Origin of the sequence: Rhizobacter sp., assembly GCA_019635355.1 — a bacterium.
GTDB lineage: Bacteria > Pseudomonadota > Gammaproteobacteria > Burkholderiales > Burkholderiaceae_C > Rhizobacter.
This window is the reverse complement of the sequence record JAHBZQ010000001.1, coordinates 329574-346261: the sequence shown is the minus strand read 5'-3', so window position 1 is coordinate 346261 and position 16688 is coordinate 329574. Positions and strand designations below refer to the sequence as shown.

The following is a 16688-nucleotide window of genomic DNA, read 5'->3' as shown; positions in this document are numbered from 1 at the left end:
AGACAAAAACATGAGCGAGATCAAGCACCACATCTGCCCCGTCTGCGAGGCCACCTGCGGGCTCGACGTGCAGGTCGAGGGCGGCAAGGTCATCGCCATCCGCGGGCAGGAGAGCGACAGCTTCAGCAAGGGCTACATCTGCCCGAAGGGCGTGGCGCTGAAAGACCTGCAGGACGACCCCGACAGGCTGCGCACGCCGCTCGTCAAGCGCGACGGCCGCTTCGTCGACGCCAGCTGGGACGAAGCCTTCGCCGAGATCGAGCGGCGGCTGATGCCGATCCGTTCCGCGAATGGAAACGACAGCATCGCCGTGAGCGTGGGCAACCCGGCCGGCCACAAGTTCGGCGTGATGCTCTACATCGGCCGGCTGATGAAGGCGATGGGCTCGCGCAACATCTACTCGGCCTCCACGCTCGACCAGATGCCCAAGCAGCTGTCGAGCGGGTTGATGTTCGGGAGCTGGCTCACGATCCCCATCCCCGACATCGAGCGCTGCGATTTCCTGCTCATGCTCGGCGCCAACCCGATGGCGAGCAACGGCAGCCTGTGGACGGTGCCCGACTTCCGCGGCAAGGCGAAGGCCCTGCGCGAGCGCGGCGGGCAGATCGTCGTGGTCGACCCGCGCCGCACCGAGACGGCTGAGATCGCGAGCCGCCATGTGCCCATCCGCCCGGGCGGCGATGCCTTCCTGATGCTCGGCATGGTGCACACGCTCTTTGCCGAGCAGCTCGTGCGCCTGGGCCGCATCGCCGAGCACGTGGCGGGTGTCGATGAACTCCGGCAAGCCGTCACGCCCTTCTCGCCCGAGGCGGTGTCGGCGCGCTGCGGCATCGCCGCCGACGACATCCGCCAGCTCGCACGCCAGCTCGCCAAAGCCGAACGTGCGGCCGTCTACGGGCGGCTCGGCACCTGCACGCAGGCCCACGGGTCGCTCGCCAGCTGGCTGATCGACGTGCTCAACGTGCTCACCGGCCACCTCGACGAACCGGGCTGCGCCATGTTCCCAAAGGCCGCCGCTTTCTCGGCCAACACCGAAGGCCAACCCGGCATCGGCAAGGGCATCACCACCGGCCGGCACCGCTCGCGCGTGAGCGGTGCACCCGAGGTGTTCGGCGAGCTGCCGATGGGCTGCCTGGCCGAAGAGATCGAGACCGAAGGCGCGGGCCAGATCAAGGCGCTCATCACCATCGCGAGCAACCCGGTGCTGTCGGCGCCCAACGGCGAGCGTGTGGCCAAGGCGCTCGACCAGCTCGACTTCATGCTGAGCTACGACATCTACCTCAACGAGACCACGCGCCACGCCGATGTCATCCTGCCCGGCCTCGCTCCGCTGGAAGACGCGCACTTCGACGTGGCGCTGCCTCAGTTCGCCTACCGCAACCATGTGCGCTACAGCGCGCCGGTGCTGCAGGCGCCCGCCGGCCATCTGCGCGACTGGCAGATCCTCGTGAAGCTGATCGGCCTCTTCAACGGCAAGGGGGCGAACGCCGACGTGCAGCAGCTCGACGACGAGATGCTGCTCGCCGAACTGCAGCGCAGCTTCGGTGACAACGCCCAGGCGGTGATGCGCGAGATCTCGGCCCACACCGGCCCCGAGCGCCGGCTCGATCTGTCACTGCGCACCGGCCCCTACGGCGAGGCCTTCGGCCAGAAGCCCGACGGGCTGACGCTCGCCAAGGTGGCGGCGTCGGAAGGCGGCATCGACCTCGGCCCGCTGCAGCCGCGCACTCCCGAAGTGCTGCGCACCCCGAGCGGCAAGGTCGAACTCGCGCCACCGCTGCTCATGGGTGACCTAGCGCGTGCCGCGCGCGACATGACGCAGCCGCTGCCCGAGATGGTCATCATCGGCCGCCGCCACGTGCGCTCGAACAACAGCTGGATGCACAACCTGCCCCTGCTCGCCAAGGGCCCGTTCCGCTGCACGGCGCTGGTGAATCCCGCCGACGCCGCACGCCTCAAGCTGACCGACGGCGCACCTGCGCGCATTGCTGGCCATGACGGACAGGCAATCGAAGTGCAGGTGGAAATCAGCGACAGCGTGATGCCCGGCGTCGTGAGCCTGCCGCATGGCTGGGGCCATCACCTGCCCGGCGCGCGGCTCAGCGTGGCGGCCGAGCGGCCCGGCGCCAACCTCAACACCGTGCTCGACGAGCGCCTGCGCGACCCGCTCTCGGGCAACGCGGTGCTCGGCGGCGTGCCGGTTGAGGTGACAGCGGCCTGAGGCGGTCTACTTGCCCACCACCGAGAACTGCGCCGCGTTCGCCTGCAGCCAGTCGCGCGACAGCTGGTCGTCCTGCTGGCGGGGGTGGAAGTCTTCGCGCAGGTAGGCCTTCCACGGGCCGTAGGTCTCGCGCACGAGGCCACGCTTGCCGAAGAGGTAGGTCCAGGCGCTGCGCCAGGTCTTCAAGCTGAAGAGCGCGCCGTCGTCCCACAGGTTGCGCAAGGTCTGGCGCGTCACGTCGGTGATGAAGAGAACGGTCACGTTCTTGAACCACTTCACGCGCCATTCGTGGTTGCCGCCCAACGCCTGGTAGACGTCGAAGGCGGTGCTGCGGTGCTCGCTCTCTTCCGAGGCGTGCCACATCCACATCGTGCGCAGGCGCGGCTCGGCGTCGTCGAGCGCCCAGGTGTTGCGCAGCATCCACTCGGCAAGGATGGCGGTGAAGTGCTCGGTGGCGGCGGTCGCCGCCACGAGGTGGCGCGCGTCGACCTCGTCGAAGATCGGCGTGCGCTTCTCGATGCGCTTTTCCCAGGCGTTGGTGAAGCCCTGTTTGTCGAGATGGGCGTTGAAAAGCCCGTGGATGCGACGGTGCGTGGCCTCCTGGCCGATGAACCCCTGCACTTCCTTTGCGAAGCGCTCGCGCTGGTCTTCGGGCAGCTGCTTCATGCCGGCACGCAGCGAGTCGATGAAGAACTGCTCGCCCAGCGGGAAGCTCATCGACAAGGCGTTGAAGAGCGCGGTGCGGAAGGCATCGCCGCCACACCAGCGGCGCGGGATGTCGGCTTCGAGGTCGATCAGCAGGCGGCGAACCACAAGGTCGGTCGTCATGGCAGTACTCCACGGTTTTGGTACGTCTTGGTACCAGCGGGGCGAATGTGCATGTCAGCTGTGGTACTGTCAAGTACCGTTTGCTTGCATCCCTACCGACATGCCAGTTTCTGCCGACCCCGACACCAGCCACCGCCGCCGCCTGCTCGACGCCATGGGCGAAGCGGTGGCCCGCAAGGGGTATGCCGACACCACCATCGCCGACCTGGCGGCGATCGCGCGCGTGTCGCGCCGCACCTTCTACGAGCACTTCGCCACCAAGGAAGACTGCCTGGTGGCGCTCTACGAGGCGGCGAGCCGGCAGTCGCTGGGCGTGCTGCGCGACGCCATCGACCCGAGCCACGACCCGCTGACCCAGGCCGAGCAGGCGCTCGAGGCCTACCTCACCACGATGGCCAGCAACCCGGCGCTGCTGAAGACGCTCTTCATCGCCATCCTGAGCCTGGGCCCGGTGGGCCTGCAGGCCCGCCGGCGCGTCAACCAGCACCTGGCCAACTTCATCCTCGAGGTGGTGAACCGCTCGCACGACGGCCGCCAGCACCCGCCCCTGCAAGAAGAGCTGGCGTTGAGCATCGTCGGCGGCATCCACGAGCTGGTGCTGCAGAAGGTCGAGCAAGACCGCATCGGCGAGCTGCCGCAGCTCACCGCCACCACGGCACAGTTCGTGCGCGCGGTGGTCTACGGGCCACGCTGAGGGCCCACCCGCAAGTCCGCAAGACTTGTCAAATCGACCCGTCGCAAGATGAAGGCTCCACAAGATCAGGAGCCGACATGAAGACCCTGCAGACCACCGAACCGATGCTCGTGATGGGCATTCCACTGCGCACGAACAACCAGCGTGCGTTTCAAGACATCCCGGCCCACTGGCAACGCTTCAGCGGCGAGAACTGGCTGGCGCGCATTCCTCACCGCCGCGATGGCGACGTCTACGCCGTCTACACGCACCACGAGCACGAAGGTGTCGACAACCACGGCGACTACACGCTGATCGTGGGCGCCTGCGTGACGCACGCCGACACCGTACCCGAGGGTCTGGCCTCGACAGTGATCCCGCCCGGGCCGCATGCCGTCTTCGAGGTCGAGCCGGGCCGGCACGACAAGGTCGGCGAACGCTGGCTCGATGTGTGGGCGAACCAGGCACTCGCGAAGACCTATCGTTGCGACCATGAGCGTTATGCACCCGATGGAACCATCGAGATCCGCGTCGGCATCCGCTGAGCGCGAGGCGGGGGTCTTCGCGCCCGCGTCCACCGATACGGGCCTGTGGTCGCGCTACGCCCCGCGCATGCGGCGGGTGATCGAGCACGTGTACGACCACCTCGACCAGCCGCTCGACCTGAACGCGCTGGCCGAGATTGCCTGCCTGTCGCCGCACCATTGGCACCGCGTGTACCACGCGATGCACGGCGAGACGCTCGCGCAGACGGTCAAGCGACTGCGATTGCACCGCGCGGCCGGGCACCTGGCCAACACGGCGCGGCCCATCGCACAGGTGGCGCGCGACGCCGGCTACCCGACGCTTGCCTCGTTCAACCGCACGTTCAAATCGGTCTACGGCTTGCCGCCAGCGCGCTATCGGGCGAGCGGCGTGCACAGCCAGTTCGTCGCCTCGCACACGTCAGACACGGAACCGGGCTACGAAGTCACGCTGAGAGCGCTGCCGGCACAGCCGCTGCTCGGCGTGGCGCACCGCGGCTCGTTCATGTCGATCGGGCGTGCGTTCGACCTGCTCTATGCACGCATCGCCACCGCAGGCCTCGGGCGGCCGGGCATGCGGATGCTGGCGCTGTATTTCGACGATCCAGCAGTCACGCCCGAGGCCGAGCTGCGCTCCATCGCCGCGGTGGCGGGCTGTGCGCAGCCGACCACCGATGTGGGGCTCGTGCAGACCGAAACGCCGGCCGGCCTCTATGCCGTGCTGAACTACATCGGCCCGTATGCCTCGATGCGCGCCGCCTACGACTGGCTTTACGGCTCGTGGCTACCTCGCTCGGGGCACGAGCTGGCCGACGGCCCGCTGGTCGAGGAGTACTTCAACAACCCGCGCGACACGCCGCCGAACGAGTTGCGAACCGAAATCTTCCTGTCCCTCAGGCCTTCTTGACCTGGTCCTTGGTGAAACCGGCGACCTGCTTGTAGCGGGCGGCAATGCCTTCCAGCTCCTCGCGCGGCATCACGTCATGGATGTGCTGAAAGCCCTCGGGCGCCCGCTGCTCGGCGATCGCCATCACCTGCTCGGGGCCGTTCTGGCGGTTGAGCAGCACGATGTTGGCCGTCTTCGGCAGGCGCTCGGCCTCGTAGGCGTCGAGCGCCGCTTCGAGCTGGCCTTTGCCCGCCAGCGCATCGGCCAGCGCACGCACGTCGAGGATGGCCTGCGACGCCCCATTCGAGCCGATGGGGTACATCGGGTGGGCGGCATCGCCCAGCAGCGTGACACGGCCCTGGCGCCAGTGCGGCAGCGGGTCGCGGTCGACGAGCGGGAATTCGTAGACGGCGGAGGCGCCGCGGATCAACTGCGGAATGTCGATCCACTCCCACTTCCAGCTGTCGAAGGGTGCAGCGAACACGCCGATGTCGACCTGGCGGTTCCAGTCGGTGCGCGCGGGCATCTCGGGCACCGACAGCTCGGCGATCCAGTTGATGCGCGAGCGACCCTGATCGGCCAGCTTGCGCGAGATCGGGTAGGCCACGAACTTCACGTCGGGGTGGCCGGCCATGAACATCGAGCGGCCGTCGCCGAAGGGCTCGCCTTCGGTGATGGCGCGCCACAGCACCCGCTTCCCGTAGCGCGGCGCGCCTTCGTCGGGCCACATCTGCTTGCGCGCCGCGGAGTGGATGCCATCGGCCGCCACCAGCGCATCGGCCTCGACGGTGACGGCGCTGTTGTCGAGCAATCGCGTGAAGGTCGCCTGCACCTGCTGGCCGCTGTTCACGAAGCCGGCGAGCTGGTGGCCCAGCACCACACGCTCGGGCCCGAGGCGGCGCAGCACCGCGTCGAGCAGGATCATGTGCAGCTCGCCGCGGTGGATGGAGTACTGCGGCACCGGGTAGCCGGCGGCGACGCCGCGCGGCTCGCTCCAGATCGTCTGGCCGAACTTGTTGTAGTAGGTGAGCGAGGCGGTCTCGATGGCGGTGGCGGCCAGCGCTTCCTGCAGGCCGAGTTCGGCCAACTCCTTCACCGAGTGCGGCAACAGGTTGATGCCCACGCCCAGCGGGCGCAGCTGCGGCACCGCCTCATAGACGGTGCACGTGATCCCGCGCTGGTGCAGCGCCAAGGCCAGGGTCAGGCCGCCGATGCCGCCGCCGGCAATTGCGATGTTCATCTTGGGGTCGTCGCTCAGACGTCGAGGGTGTAGATCTCTGCAGCGCGGCGCTCGGCCTCGCCGTGGCCCACCAGCACCTTGGCCCAGGTGGCGTCGTTGCCGTTCTTCTTGGGCGAGAGGCCCTTGGTCATCACCGCCACCTCTTCCGAGCCGGCGTCGATGTCGTTCTCGTGCTTGTAGTTCGCGTCGTAGAGCTTGGCGACCATCGCGCCATCGGATTCGATGATGACGAGGTACTTGACGGGGGTCTTGTGCATGTCACTCCCTTGTGTGGGTCACTTCGCCCAGCGGCGTGCGTTGTGGAACATCTGCATCCACGGGCTGTGCGCGCTCTTGTCGCCGCTCGTCCAGCTCTTCTGGATGTTGCGGAACACCCGCTCGGGGTGCGGCATCAGCACGGTGAAGCGGCCGTCGGAGGTGGTCACCGAGGTCAGGCCGCCGGGGCTGCCGTTGGGGTTGTACGGATACGCCTCGGTGGGCGCGCCGGTGTTGTCGACGAAGCGCATCGCACGGTGCACCTTCGCCGCGTCGCCGCGCTGCGAGAAGTCGGCATAGCCCTCGCCGTGCGCCACGGCGATGGGGATGCGGCTGCCTTCCATGCCCGCGAAGAAGATCGACGGGCTCTGCAGCACTTCCACCAGCGACAAGCGGGCCTCGAACTGCTCGCTCTTGTTGCGGGTGAACTTGGGCCAGTCTTGCGCGCCGGGGATGATGGGCGCGAGCGCGGCCATCATCTGGCAGCCGTTGCACACGCCGAGCGCGAAGGTCTCCTGCCGCTGGAAGAAGGCCGCGAACTGCTCGGCCAGCACGCCGTTGAACATGATCGAGCGCGCCCAGCCTTCGCCAGCGCCGAGCGTGTCGCCGTAAGAGAAGCCACCGCAGGCGACGAAGCCCTGGAACATGTCGAGCCGCGCACGGCCGGTCTGCAGGTCGGTCATGTGCACGTCGAAGGTGTCGAAGCCCGCCTGGTGCATGGCGTAGCTCATCTCGACGTGGCTGTTGACGCCCTGCTCGCGCAGGATGGCGACCTTGGGGCGCTTGCTTTGGATCGCGGGCGCCTGCGGCTCGAACGTGAGGTGCACGTGCAGGCCCGGGTCGTCGGGGCGGCCGGCAGCCTCGTGCTCCTGGTCGGCGCAGACCGGGTTGTCGCGCAGCTGGGCGATGCGCCAGCTCACGTCGTCCCAGGCCTGGTGCAGGTTGCGCAGCGGTGCGCTGAACACGGGCTTGGCGTCGCGCCACACCTCGACCACGCCCTTGTCGTTGGGCTTGCCGATGAAGTGGCTGTGCTTGCTCAGGCCGTGCTCGCGCAGGGTCTGCATCACCTCGTTGCGCACGGCGGTGGGCACCTGGATGACCACGCCCAGCTCTTCGTTGAAGAGCGCGCGCAGCGTGAGTTCGGCGCGGCGGGTGCTGACCTGGGTCGCCCAGTTCTTCGAGTCACCGTATTCGGCACGGCTGTCGGTGATGCCGTCGCCTTCGGTGACGAGCATGTCGACGTTGAGGCTCACGCCGAGGTGGCCGGCGAAGGCCATTTCGCACACGGCCGCCCAGAGGCCGCCGTCACTGCGGTCGTGGTAGGCGAGCAGCTTGCCTTCGCTGCGAAGCTGATTGATCGCGAGGACCAGCGACTTGAGCTGCTGCGGGTCGTCGACATCGGGCACCTGGTCGCCGAACTGGTTCAGCACCTGGGCCAGCATCGAGCCGCCCATGCGGGCCTGGCCCTGGCCGAGGTCGATGAGGATCAGCGTGGTGTCACCGGCTTGCAGCTGCGGCGTAAGCGTGGGGCGCACGTCGTCGAGCGAGGCGAAGGCGCTGACGATCAGGCTCACCGGGGCGGTGACCTGTTTGGCCTTGCCGTCTTCGCTCCAGCGGGTGCGCATGGACAGGCTGTCCTTGCCGACGGGCACGCTGATGCCGAGCGCCGGGCACAGGTCCATGCCGACCGCCTTCACGGTGTCGTAGAGCGCGGCGTCTTCACCCGCTTCACCGCACGCGGCCATCCAGTTGCAGCTGAGCTTTACGCGCGGCAGGTCGAAGGGCGCGGCGAGCAGGTTGGTCAGCGCCTCGCCCACCGCCATGCGGCCGGAGGCCGGTGCGTTCAGCGACGCAAGCGGCGTGCGCTCGCCCATGCTCATGGCCTCGCCTTTGAAGCCGGCGTAGTCGGCGAGCGTCACCGCGCAGTCGGCCACCGGCACCTGCCACGGGCCGACCATCTGGTCGCGGTGGTCGAGGCCGCCCACGGTGCGGTCGCCGATGGTGATGAGGAACCGCTTGCTGGCGACGGTCGGGTGACGCAGCACGTCGAAGGCGACCTTCTCCAGCGCCACGTCAGTGAGGGCTAGCGCGGGCAGCTCACGGTGCACGCGCTTCACATCGCGGTGCATGCGCGGGGGCTTGCCGAGCAGCACCTCCATCGGCATGTCGATCGGGGTGTCGTCGCTGCCCGGGTCGGCCAGGACCAGCTGCTTCTCGTCGGTTGCGGTGCCGACGATGGCAAACGGGCAACGCTCGCGTTCGCACATCGCTTCGAACAGCGGCAGCGCTTCGGCCTTGAGCGCGATCACGTAGCGCTCCTGGCTTTCGTTGCACCAGATCTCCTTCGGCGCCAGGCCGCTTTCTTCGAGCGGCACTTTCGACAGGTCGAAGCGGGCGCCTTTGGCGGCGCCGTCGACCAGCTCGGGGAAGGCGTTGGAGATGCCGCCCGCGCCCACGTCGTGGATCGCGAGGATGGGGTTCACCTCACCGAGCGCCCAGCAGTGGTTGATGACCTCCTGCGCACGGCGCTGGATCTCGGGGTTGCCGCGCTGCACCGAGTCGAAATCGAGTTCGGCGGCGTTCGCGCCCGCCGCCATCGACGACGCTGCACCACCGCCCATGCCGATGCGCATGCCGGGGCCGCCGAGCTGGATGAGCAGCGTGCCGGCGGGGAACTGGATCTTCGAGGTCTGCGACGCCGAGATCGTGCCCAAGCCGCCCGCGATCATGATGGGCTTGTGATAGCCGCGGCGCTGCTCGCCGACCGTCTGCTCATACACGCGGAAGTAGCCGAGCAGATTCGGCCGACCGAATTCGTTGTTGAAGGCCGCACCGCCCAGTGGCCCGTCGACCATGATCTGCAGCGGGCTCGCGATGTGCTCGGGCTTGCCGTAGGGCTGCTGCTCCCACGGCTCGCTGGTGCCGGGCAGGTGCAGGTTGCTCACGCTGAAGCCGGTCAACCCCGCCTTCGGCTTGGAGCCGCGGCCCGTCGCACCTTCGTCGCGGATCTCACCGCCCGCGCCGGTCGACGCACCGGGGAACGGCGAGATCGCCGTCGGGTGGTTGTGCGTCTCCACCTTCATCAGCACATGCGCCGTGTCGGCACGCGAGCCGTACTGCGGCGCATTGGTGTAGCCCTGCGGCAGCCAGCGCTCGACGGCATGGCCTTCCATCACCGACGCGTTGTCGCTGTAGGCGATGACGGTGTGCTGCGGCGCCAGCTGGTGCGTGTTGCGGATCATCCCGAACATCGACTTCTCTTGCGCCACGCCGTCGATGGTGAACTGCGCGTTGAAGATCTTGTGCCGGCAGTGCTCGCTGTTGGCCTGCGCAAACATCATCAGCTCGACGTCGGTCGGGTTGCGCTTCAGGCCCGTGAACGCGTTGACCAGGTACTCGATCTCGTCATCGCTCAGCGCAAGGCCGAAATCGTTGTTGGCCTTCTCCAGGGCGCTGCGGCCCTGGCCGAGCACGTCGACGTGCTCCATCGGCTTGCCGGGCTGCTCGTCGAAGAGGTGGCGGGCGTCGTCGCGTGCCAGCAGCACGCTTTCGGTCATCCGGTCATGCAGCAACGCGGCGGCGGCTTGAAGTTCCTCAGCCGTCAGCGTCTTGGTGCCGCCCAGCAGGCCGCTCTTGAGCGTCAAGCGGTATTCCGTGACACGCTCCACACGATGGATCGCCAGGCCGCAGTTGTGGGCGATGTCGGTCGCCTTCGAAGCCCAGGGCGAGACCGTGCCCAGGCGCGGCGCCACCACGATCACGGTGCCCTCGTTCGGCCCGGTGTACGGGTCGCCGTAGACGAGCAGCGCCTTCAGCTTGTCGTGGCCGGCGGCGTCGAGCGCCTGGTCGCACCAGACCCAGTGCACATGCCGGGCATGCACGCCGGTGATGCGGGCGTTGACGGCCTGCAGACGGGGCAACAGCGCCTGGGCGCGGAAGGCGGACAGGGCGTTGCCGCCCTCGAAGTGCAACAGATGCTGGGGTGTGGAGGTCACGCTGGTGGCTCAGGTGCGGCAGTCGCCCGTCCGGGAGTGGGGGCGCCGGTGGAAACCCGGCATTTTACGGGGCCGGGTGGCACAATCTCGGCCCTATGACGATCACCATCAAGACCGCCGACGACGCGGCCCAAATGCGCATTGCAGGCCGCCTCGCATCCGAGGTGCTGGACATGCTCACGCCCCACGTCAAGCCGGGCGTGACCACCGAGCAGCTCGACAAGCTGGCGCACGACCACATCGTCAACGTGCAAGGCGCGATCCCCGCCCCGCTGCACTACCAGCCGCCCGGCTACACGCCCTACCCGAAGTCGATCTGCACCTCGGTCAACCACCAGGTCTGCCACGGCATCCCGAACGACCGGCCGCTGAAGAACGGCGACATCGTCAACATCGACGTCACCGTCATCAAGGACGGTTGGCATGGCGACACGAGCCGCATGTTCGTGGTGGGTGACGGATCCATCGCCGCCAAGCGCCTGTGCAGCTTCACGTATGACGCCATGTGGAAAGGCATCGTGAAGGTCAAGCCCGGTGCACGCCTCGGCGACATCGGCCACGCCATCCAGACCTTCGCCGAAAACGCCGGCTTCTCGATCGTGCGCGAGTTCTGCGGCCACGGCATCGGCCAGAAGTTCCACGAAGAGCCACAGGTGCTGCACTACGGCCGCCCCGGCACGCTCGAAGAGCTGGTCCCCGGTATGGTGTTCACCATCGAGCCGATGATCAACGCGGGCAAGCGCGAGATCCGCGAAACCGGCGACGGCTGGACCATCGTCACCCGCGACCGCTCGCTCTCCGCACAGTGGGAGCACACGGTGCTCGTCACCGAGACGGGCTACGAGGTGCTGACGCTCTCGGCCGGCAGCCCGCCGCCGCCGGCGTTCGTCGCGCCGCCTGTCGCCGCCAGCGTCTGAGCGAGCGGCCCGTGGCGGTCGTGGCCGAGATCCAGAGCGCCCCAGCCGGGCGCAGCATCAGCGAGCAGCGCGCGCGCTTCCGCGAGGGCAAGGCGGCACTGCTCAATCACTTCCGCGAATCGCGGCCTTCGGCCACTGCCGCCAGTCGCCTCGTGCGCGCCCTGGCCCGCCACGTCGACCAGACCCTCGCCGAGCTGTGGGAACACGCACTCATGCCGCCCGGCGCGGCACTGGTGGCCGTGGGTGGCTACGGCCGCGGCGAGCTGTACCCGCACTCGGATGTGGACGTGCTGGTGCTGCTGCCGCCCGAGCATTCGACGATCGGCGCCAACGACGCACTCAAGTCCTCGATCGAAGGCTTCATCACCGCCTGCTGGGACATCGGCCTGGAGATCGGCTCCAGCGTGCGCACCGTGGCCGAGTGCATCGCCGAGAGTGAAAACGACGTCACTGTGCAGACGGCGCTGCTCGAATCGCGCCCGCTGTGTGGCTCGAAAAAGCTCTACACCCACTTCCGCCGCGCCTATGACGCGGCGATGGACCCGAAGGCCTTCTTCCGCGCCAAGACGCTCGAGATGCGCCAGCGCCACCAGAAGTACGAAGACACGCCCTACTCGCTGGAGCCCAACTGCAAGGAAAGCCCCGGTGGCTTGCGCGACCTGCAGGTGCTGATCTGGGTGGCGCGCGCCGCAGGCCTCGGCCGCAGCTGGACGGAGCTGGCCGCCAAGGGCCTGATCACGCCCTTCGAGGTGAAGCAGTTGCAGCGCAACGAAGGCGTGCTGCGCCTCATCCGCGCGCGGCTGCACATGGTGGCCGGCCGGCGCGAAGACCGCCTCGTGTTCGACCTGCAGACCGCCGTGGCCGAGAGCTTCGGCTACACCGCGCCCAAGGGCCAGCGGGTGAGCGAAGTGCTGATGCGCCGCTACTACTGGGCGGCGAAGGCCGTGGCGCAGCTCAACCACATCCTGATCCTCAACATCGAGGAGCGCATCCACGGCGTGGCCGATGCACCGATGCAGCCGATCAACGAGCGCTTCCTCGACCGCGGCGGCATGTTGGAGGTGGCGAGCGACGACCTCTACGAGCGCAACCCGCACGCCATCCTCGAGACCTTCCTCGTCTTCCAGCAGACGCACGGCATCGAAGGCCTCTCGGCCCGCACGCTGCGCGCGCTCTACAACGCCCGCGAGGTGATGGACGGCGAGTTCCGCCGCGACCCGGTGAACCGCCACACCTTCATGGAGATCCTGCAGCAGCCCGAAGGCCAGACGCACGCCTTCCGGCTGATGAACCAGACCTCGGTGCTGGGGCGCTATCTGTGGGTCTTCCGCCGCATCGTCGGCCAGATGCAGCACGACCTCTTCCACGTCTACACCGTGGACCAGCACATCCTGATGGTGCTGCGCAACGTGCGCCGATTCTTCATCGCCGACCACGCGCACGAGTACCCGTTCTGCTCGCAGCTCGCGTCGACCTTCGACCGGCCGTGGGTGCTCTACATCGCCGCCCTCTTCCACGACGTGGCCAAGGGCCGCGGCGGCGACCACTCCGACCTCGGCGCCACCGAAGTGCGCCGCTTCTGCCGCGACCACGGGTTGACGCGCGACGACACGCAGCTGTGCGAGTTCCTGGTCAAGGGGCACCTGACCATGTCGCGCATCGCCCAGAAGGAAGACCTGAGCGACCCCGAGGTGATCGAAGGCTTCGCCAAGCTCGTGGGCACAGAGCGGCGCCTCACCGCGTTGTACCTGCTCACGGTCGCCGACATCCGCGGCACCAGCCCCAAAGTGTGGAACGCCTGGAAAGGCAAGCTGCTGGAAGACCTGTACCGGCTCACGCTGCGCGCGCTCGGTGGGGCACGGCCCAACGTCGACGCGGAGATCGAGTCGCGCAAGCAGGAAGCGCGGCACACGCTCAACCTCTATTCGCTGCTGCCCGGCACCGAGGGGCCGCTGTGGAACACGCTGGAGCTCAGCTACTTCGTGCGCCACGATGCGGGCGACATCGCCTGGCATGCACGCTCGCTGTTCCGCCACGTCGACTCGAAAGAGCCGGTGGTGCGGGCGCGGCTCTCGTCGCTCGGGGAAGGCCTGCAGGTGCTGGTCTACGCGCCCGACCGGCCCGACCTCTTCGCCCGCATCTGCGGCTACTTCGACAGCGCCGGCTTCAACATCCTCGACGCCAAGATTCACACGACGAAAGCGGGCTATGCGCTCGACACCTTCCAGGTCATCAGCCCGACGCTCGATCACCACTACCGCGACCTGATCTCGCTGGTGGAGACGCAGGCCACGGAGGCGTTGAAGGCCGAAGGGCCGCTGCCAGAGCCGTCACGCGGGCGGCTGTCGCGCCGGGTGAAGTCGTTCCCGATCACGCCGCGCGTGACGTTGCGCCCCGACGAGCGCGGCCAGCGCTGGCTGCTCGGTGTGTCGACCAGCGACCGGTCGGGCCTGCTGTACTCCATCGCGCGGGTGCTGGCGCAGCACCACATCAACCTGCAGCTCGCCAAGATCACGACGCTTGGCGAGCGGGTGGAAGACACCTTCCTGATCGACGGTTCAGCCCTGCAGCAGAACCGGCTGCAGTTGCAGGTCGAGAGCGAGTTGCTGGACGCGATCACACCTTGACCGCGCTCCGTTCGCCCTGAGCTTGTCGAAGGGCCCTTCGACTGGCTCAGCCCGAACGGATGGGGATCGACCGATCAGCTGCGCATGAGGTGATCGAACGCACCCAGCGCCGCCTTCGCACCATCACCGGCCGCGATGATGATCTGCTTGAACGGCACGGTCGTCACGTCGCCCGCTGCAAACACGCCCGGCACCGAGGTCGCACCCTTCGCATCGACCACGATCTCGCCGAAGCGAGACAGCTCCACCGTGCCCTTCAGCCACTCGGTGTTGGGCACGAGGCCGATCTGCACAAACACACCCTCGAGCTCAACGTGCTTCGACTCGCCGGTCGCACGGTCGGTGTAGGTCAGGCCGTTGACCTTCTGGCCATCTCCAGTGATATCGGTCGTCTGCGCGTTGGTGTGGATCACCACGTTGGGCAGGCTTTCGAGCTTCTTCACGAGCACGGCATCGGCACGCAGCTTGTCGGCAAATTCGAAGAGCGTCACGTGCTCGACCACACCGGCCAGGTCGATGGCCGCCTCGACGCCGGAGTTGCCGCCGCCGATCACCGAGACGCGCTTGCCCTTGAAGAGCGGACCGTCGCAGTGCGGGCAATAGGCCACGCCCTTGTTCTTGTACTCCTGCTCGCCGGGCACGTTGACGTTGCGCCAGCGCGCGCCGGTGGAAATGATCACCGTCTTGCTCTTGAGCGAGCCGCCGCTTGCGAACTGCACTTCGATCAGGCCACCCGGCTGCGCCGCCGGAATGAGCTTCTCGGCGCGCTGCAGGTTGATCACGTCGACGTCGTAGGCCTTCACGTGCTGCTCCAGTGACATGGCGAATTTCGGCCCGTCGGTCTCGAGCACCGAGATGTAGTTCTCGATCGCCAGCGTGTCGTTCACCTGGCCACCGAAACGCTCAGCCGCGACACCCGTGCGGATGCCCTTGCGCGCCGCATACACCGCCGCCGCGGCGCCGGCAGGGCCACCGCCGACCACCAGCACGTCATACGGTGCGCGGGCGTCGAGCTTGGCGGCTTCGCGTTCACCGGCCTTGGTGTCGAGCTTGGCCACGATCTCTTCGACCGTCATGCGGCCCGAGGCGAACATCTGACCGTTGAGGAAGACGGCCGGCACGGCCATCACCTGGCGGTCTTCCACTTCCTTCTGGAACAGGCCGCCGTCGACGATGGTGACCTTCACCTTCGGGTTGAGCACGGCCATCAGGCTCAGCGCCTGCACGACGTCGGGGCAGTTGTGGCAGGTCAGCGACATGTAGACCTCGAAGGTGTAGTCACCGTCGAGGGCCTTGATCTGGTCGATCACGCCTTGCTCGGCCTTGGGCGGATGGCCGCCCACCCACAACAGGGCCAACACGAGCGAGGTGAACTCGTGGCCGAGGGGGATGGCGGCGAAGCGCAGGCTCATGTTCGCGCCGAGGCGATTGAGCGCGAAGGACGGGCGGCGCGCGTCCTGCCCGTCGGTGCGCAGCGTGATCTGCGGCGAGAGCGCGGTGATCTCTTCGAGCAGCTCGCGCATGTCGCGCGCGTTCTGCGAATCGTCCAGCGAGGCCACCATCTCGAACGGCTCGCGGACCCGCTCGAGGTAGGCCTTCAACTGGGCTGTGAGGGTGGCATCCAACATGGTGGTACTCCTGAACGACTGAATTCGGGGTGAGCCCGCCACGCGGGCGGGCTCGGTACTACAGGGACAACAGGTACCGCTTAGATCTTGCCAACGAGGTCGAGCGACGGGGTGATCGTCTTGGCGCCTTCGTTCCACTTGGCCGGGCAGACCTGGCCGGGGTGGGCGGCGGTGTACTGGGCTGCCTTCAGCTTGCGCAGCGTTTCCTTCACGTCACGGGCGATCTCGTTCGAGTGCACTTCGGCCGTCTTGATCACGCCCTCGGGGTTGATCACGAAGGTGCCGCGCAGGGCCAGGCCTTCTTCGGGGATGTGCACGCCGAAAGCGTTGGTCAGCGTGTGGGTGGGGTCGCCCACCAGCGGGAACTTCGCCTTGCCGACGGCCGGCGAGGTCTCGTGCCACACCTTGTGCGAGAAGTGCGTGTCGGTCGTGACGATGTAGACCTCGGCGCCGAGCTTCTGGAATTCGGCGTAGTTGTCGGCAGCATCTTCCACTTCCGTCGGGCAGTTGAAGGTGAAGGCCGCCGGCATGAAGATCAGCACGGACCACTTGCCCTTCAGCGTTTCGTTGCTGACGTCGATGAACTTGCCGTTGAGGAAAGCCTGGGTCTTGAACTCGGGGACTTGCGTGTTGATGATGGACATTGTTCGCCTCCTGATGAGAGATGGGTGGAAAAGGCTTCAGAACGACCTGTCGGCAGCGGCCTCCAGGCGTCGAACCGGGGTCGATGTTACGGTGCAGCGCATCATTGAGCCAATTGATTAAATCAAGCCACTCAATTGCAAACAGCTATTCACCCTGCACCCTCGCCCGCAACACGCGGCAAGCCGAACGCCCGGGCACGCCCGCTGCCTGCCTAGAATCCGCCTCCCGCTTTGACGACCGCCGCCGAGG

12 protein-coding genes are annotated in these 16688 nt (G+C 67.5%); 6 read left to right on the top strand and 6 right to left on the bottom strand.

The genetic code is table 11. The features are described from left to right. Window positions 1-10: 10 nt before the first annotated feature. Entirely contained in the window at window positions 11-2221 is a 2211-nt protein-coding gene (locus KF892_01495; GenBank protein ID MBX3623659.1) for a molybdopterin oxidoreductase family protein, read from the top strand. Window positions 2222-2227: 6 nt separating this feature from the next. Here KF892_01495 and KF892_01490 read toward each other — a convergent pair whose 3' ends face one another. Next, a complete protein-coding gene (locus tag KF892_01490) occupies window positions 2228-3049 on the bottom strand; it encodes a metal-dependent hydrolase (protein MBX3623658.1) in 822 nt (273 codons plus the stop codon). A 100-nt stretch (window positions 3050-3149) separates the two neighbouring features. On the opposite strand from KF892_01490, the gene KF892_01485 reads away from it, so the two are divergent. The 3 genes from KF892_01485 to KF892_01475 all read left to right on the top strand — a co-directional run bounded on the left by KF892_01485 (window position 3150) and on the right by KF892_01475 (window position 5153). After that, the gene (locus KF892_01485; protein ID MBX3623657.1) at window positions 3150-3743 is read left to right on the top strand and encodes a TetR/AcrR family transcriptional regulator; all 594 of its coding nucleotides are present in this window, start codon (window positions 3150-3152) and stop codon (window positions 3741-3743) included. A 77-nt stretch (window positions 3744-3820) separates the two neighbouring features. Next, window positions 3821-4267 (top strand): GyrI-like domain-containing protein, encoded by a 447-nt coding sequence (locus tag KF892_01480; protein MBX3623656.1) that lies wholly within the window; start codon window positions 3821-3823, stop codon window positions 4265-4267. Further along, window positions 4233-5153, top strand: coding sequence for an AraC family transcriptional regulator (locus tag KF892_01475; protein ID MBX3623655.1), 921 nt, complete (start codon window positions 4233-4235; stop codon window positions 5151-5153). Before KF892_01480 ends, KF892_01475 begins: the two co-directional genes overlap by 35 nt. Here the strand turns inward: KF892_01475 and KF892_01470 are convergent. The 3 genes from KF892_01470 to purL are packed head-to-tail and all read right to left on the bottom strand — an operon-like array spanning window position 5140 to window position 10622. Beyond that, a complete protein-coding gene (locus tag KF892_01470; protein MBX3623654.1) occupies window positions 5140-6372 on the bottom strand; it encodes a flavin-dependent oxidoreductase in 1233 nt (410 codons plus the stop codon). The two genes, KF892_01475 and KF892_01470, sit on opposite strands and share 14 nt — an antisense overlap. Before the next feature lie 14 nt (window positions 6373-6386). Further along, window positions 6387-6629, bottom strand: a complete 243-nt coding sequence (locus tag KF892_01465; GenBank protein ID MBX3623653.1) for a hypothetical protein — start codon at window positions 6627-6629, stop codon at window positions 6387-6389. 18 nt (window positions 6630-6647) lie between these two features. Continuing rightward, a complete protein-coding gene (gene purL / locus KF892_01460; GenBank protein ID MBX3623652.1) occupies window positions 6648-10622 on the bottom strand; it encodes a phosphoribosylformylglycinamidine synthase in 3975 nt (1324 codons plus the stop codon). Window positions 10623-10717: 95 nt separating this feature from the next. Between purL and map the strand changes: the two genes are divergently transcribed. Both map and KF892_01450 read left to right on the top strand, forming a co-directional pair. Beyond that, window positions 10718-11539 (top strand): type I methionyl aminopeptidase, encoded by an 822-nt coding sequence (gene map, locus KF892_01455; GenBank protein MBX3623651.1) that lies wholly within the window; start codon window positions 10718-10720, stop codon window positions 11537-11539. A 29-nt stretch (window positions 11540-11568) separates the two neighbouring features. Further along, window positions 11569-14166 carry a [protein-PII] uridylyltransferase gene (locus tag KF892_01450; protein ID MBX3623650.1) on the top strand — a complete coding sequence of 866 codons (2598 nt, stop codon included), beginning with the start codon at window positions 11569-11571 and terminating at the stop codon, window positions 14164-14166. Between the two features lie 74 nt (window positions 14167-14240). Here the strand turns inward: KF892_01450 and ahpF are convergent, their stop codons facing one another. Together ahpF and ahpC are read right to left on the bottom strand one after the other, a co-directional pair. Next, window positions 14241-15794 (bottom strand): alkyl hydroperoxide reductase subunit F, encoded by a 1554-nt coding sequence (gene ahpF / locus KF892_01445; GenBank protein ID MBX3623649.1) that lies wholly within the window; start codon window positions 15792-15794, stop codon window positions 14241-14243. 80 nt (window positions 15795-15874) lie between these two features. Then, window positions 15875-16438 (bottom strand): peroxiredoxin, encoded by a 564-nt coding sequence (ahpC, locus tag KF892_01440; GenBank protein ID MBX3623648.1) that lies wholly within the window; start codon window positions 16436-16438, stop codon window positions 15875-15877. Window positions 16439-16688 lie beyond the last annotated feature (250 nt).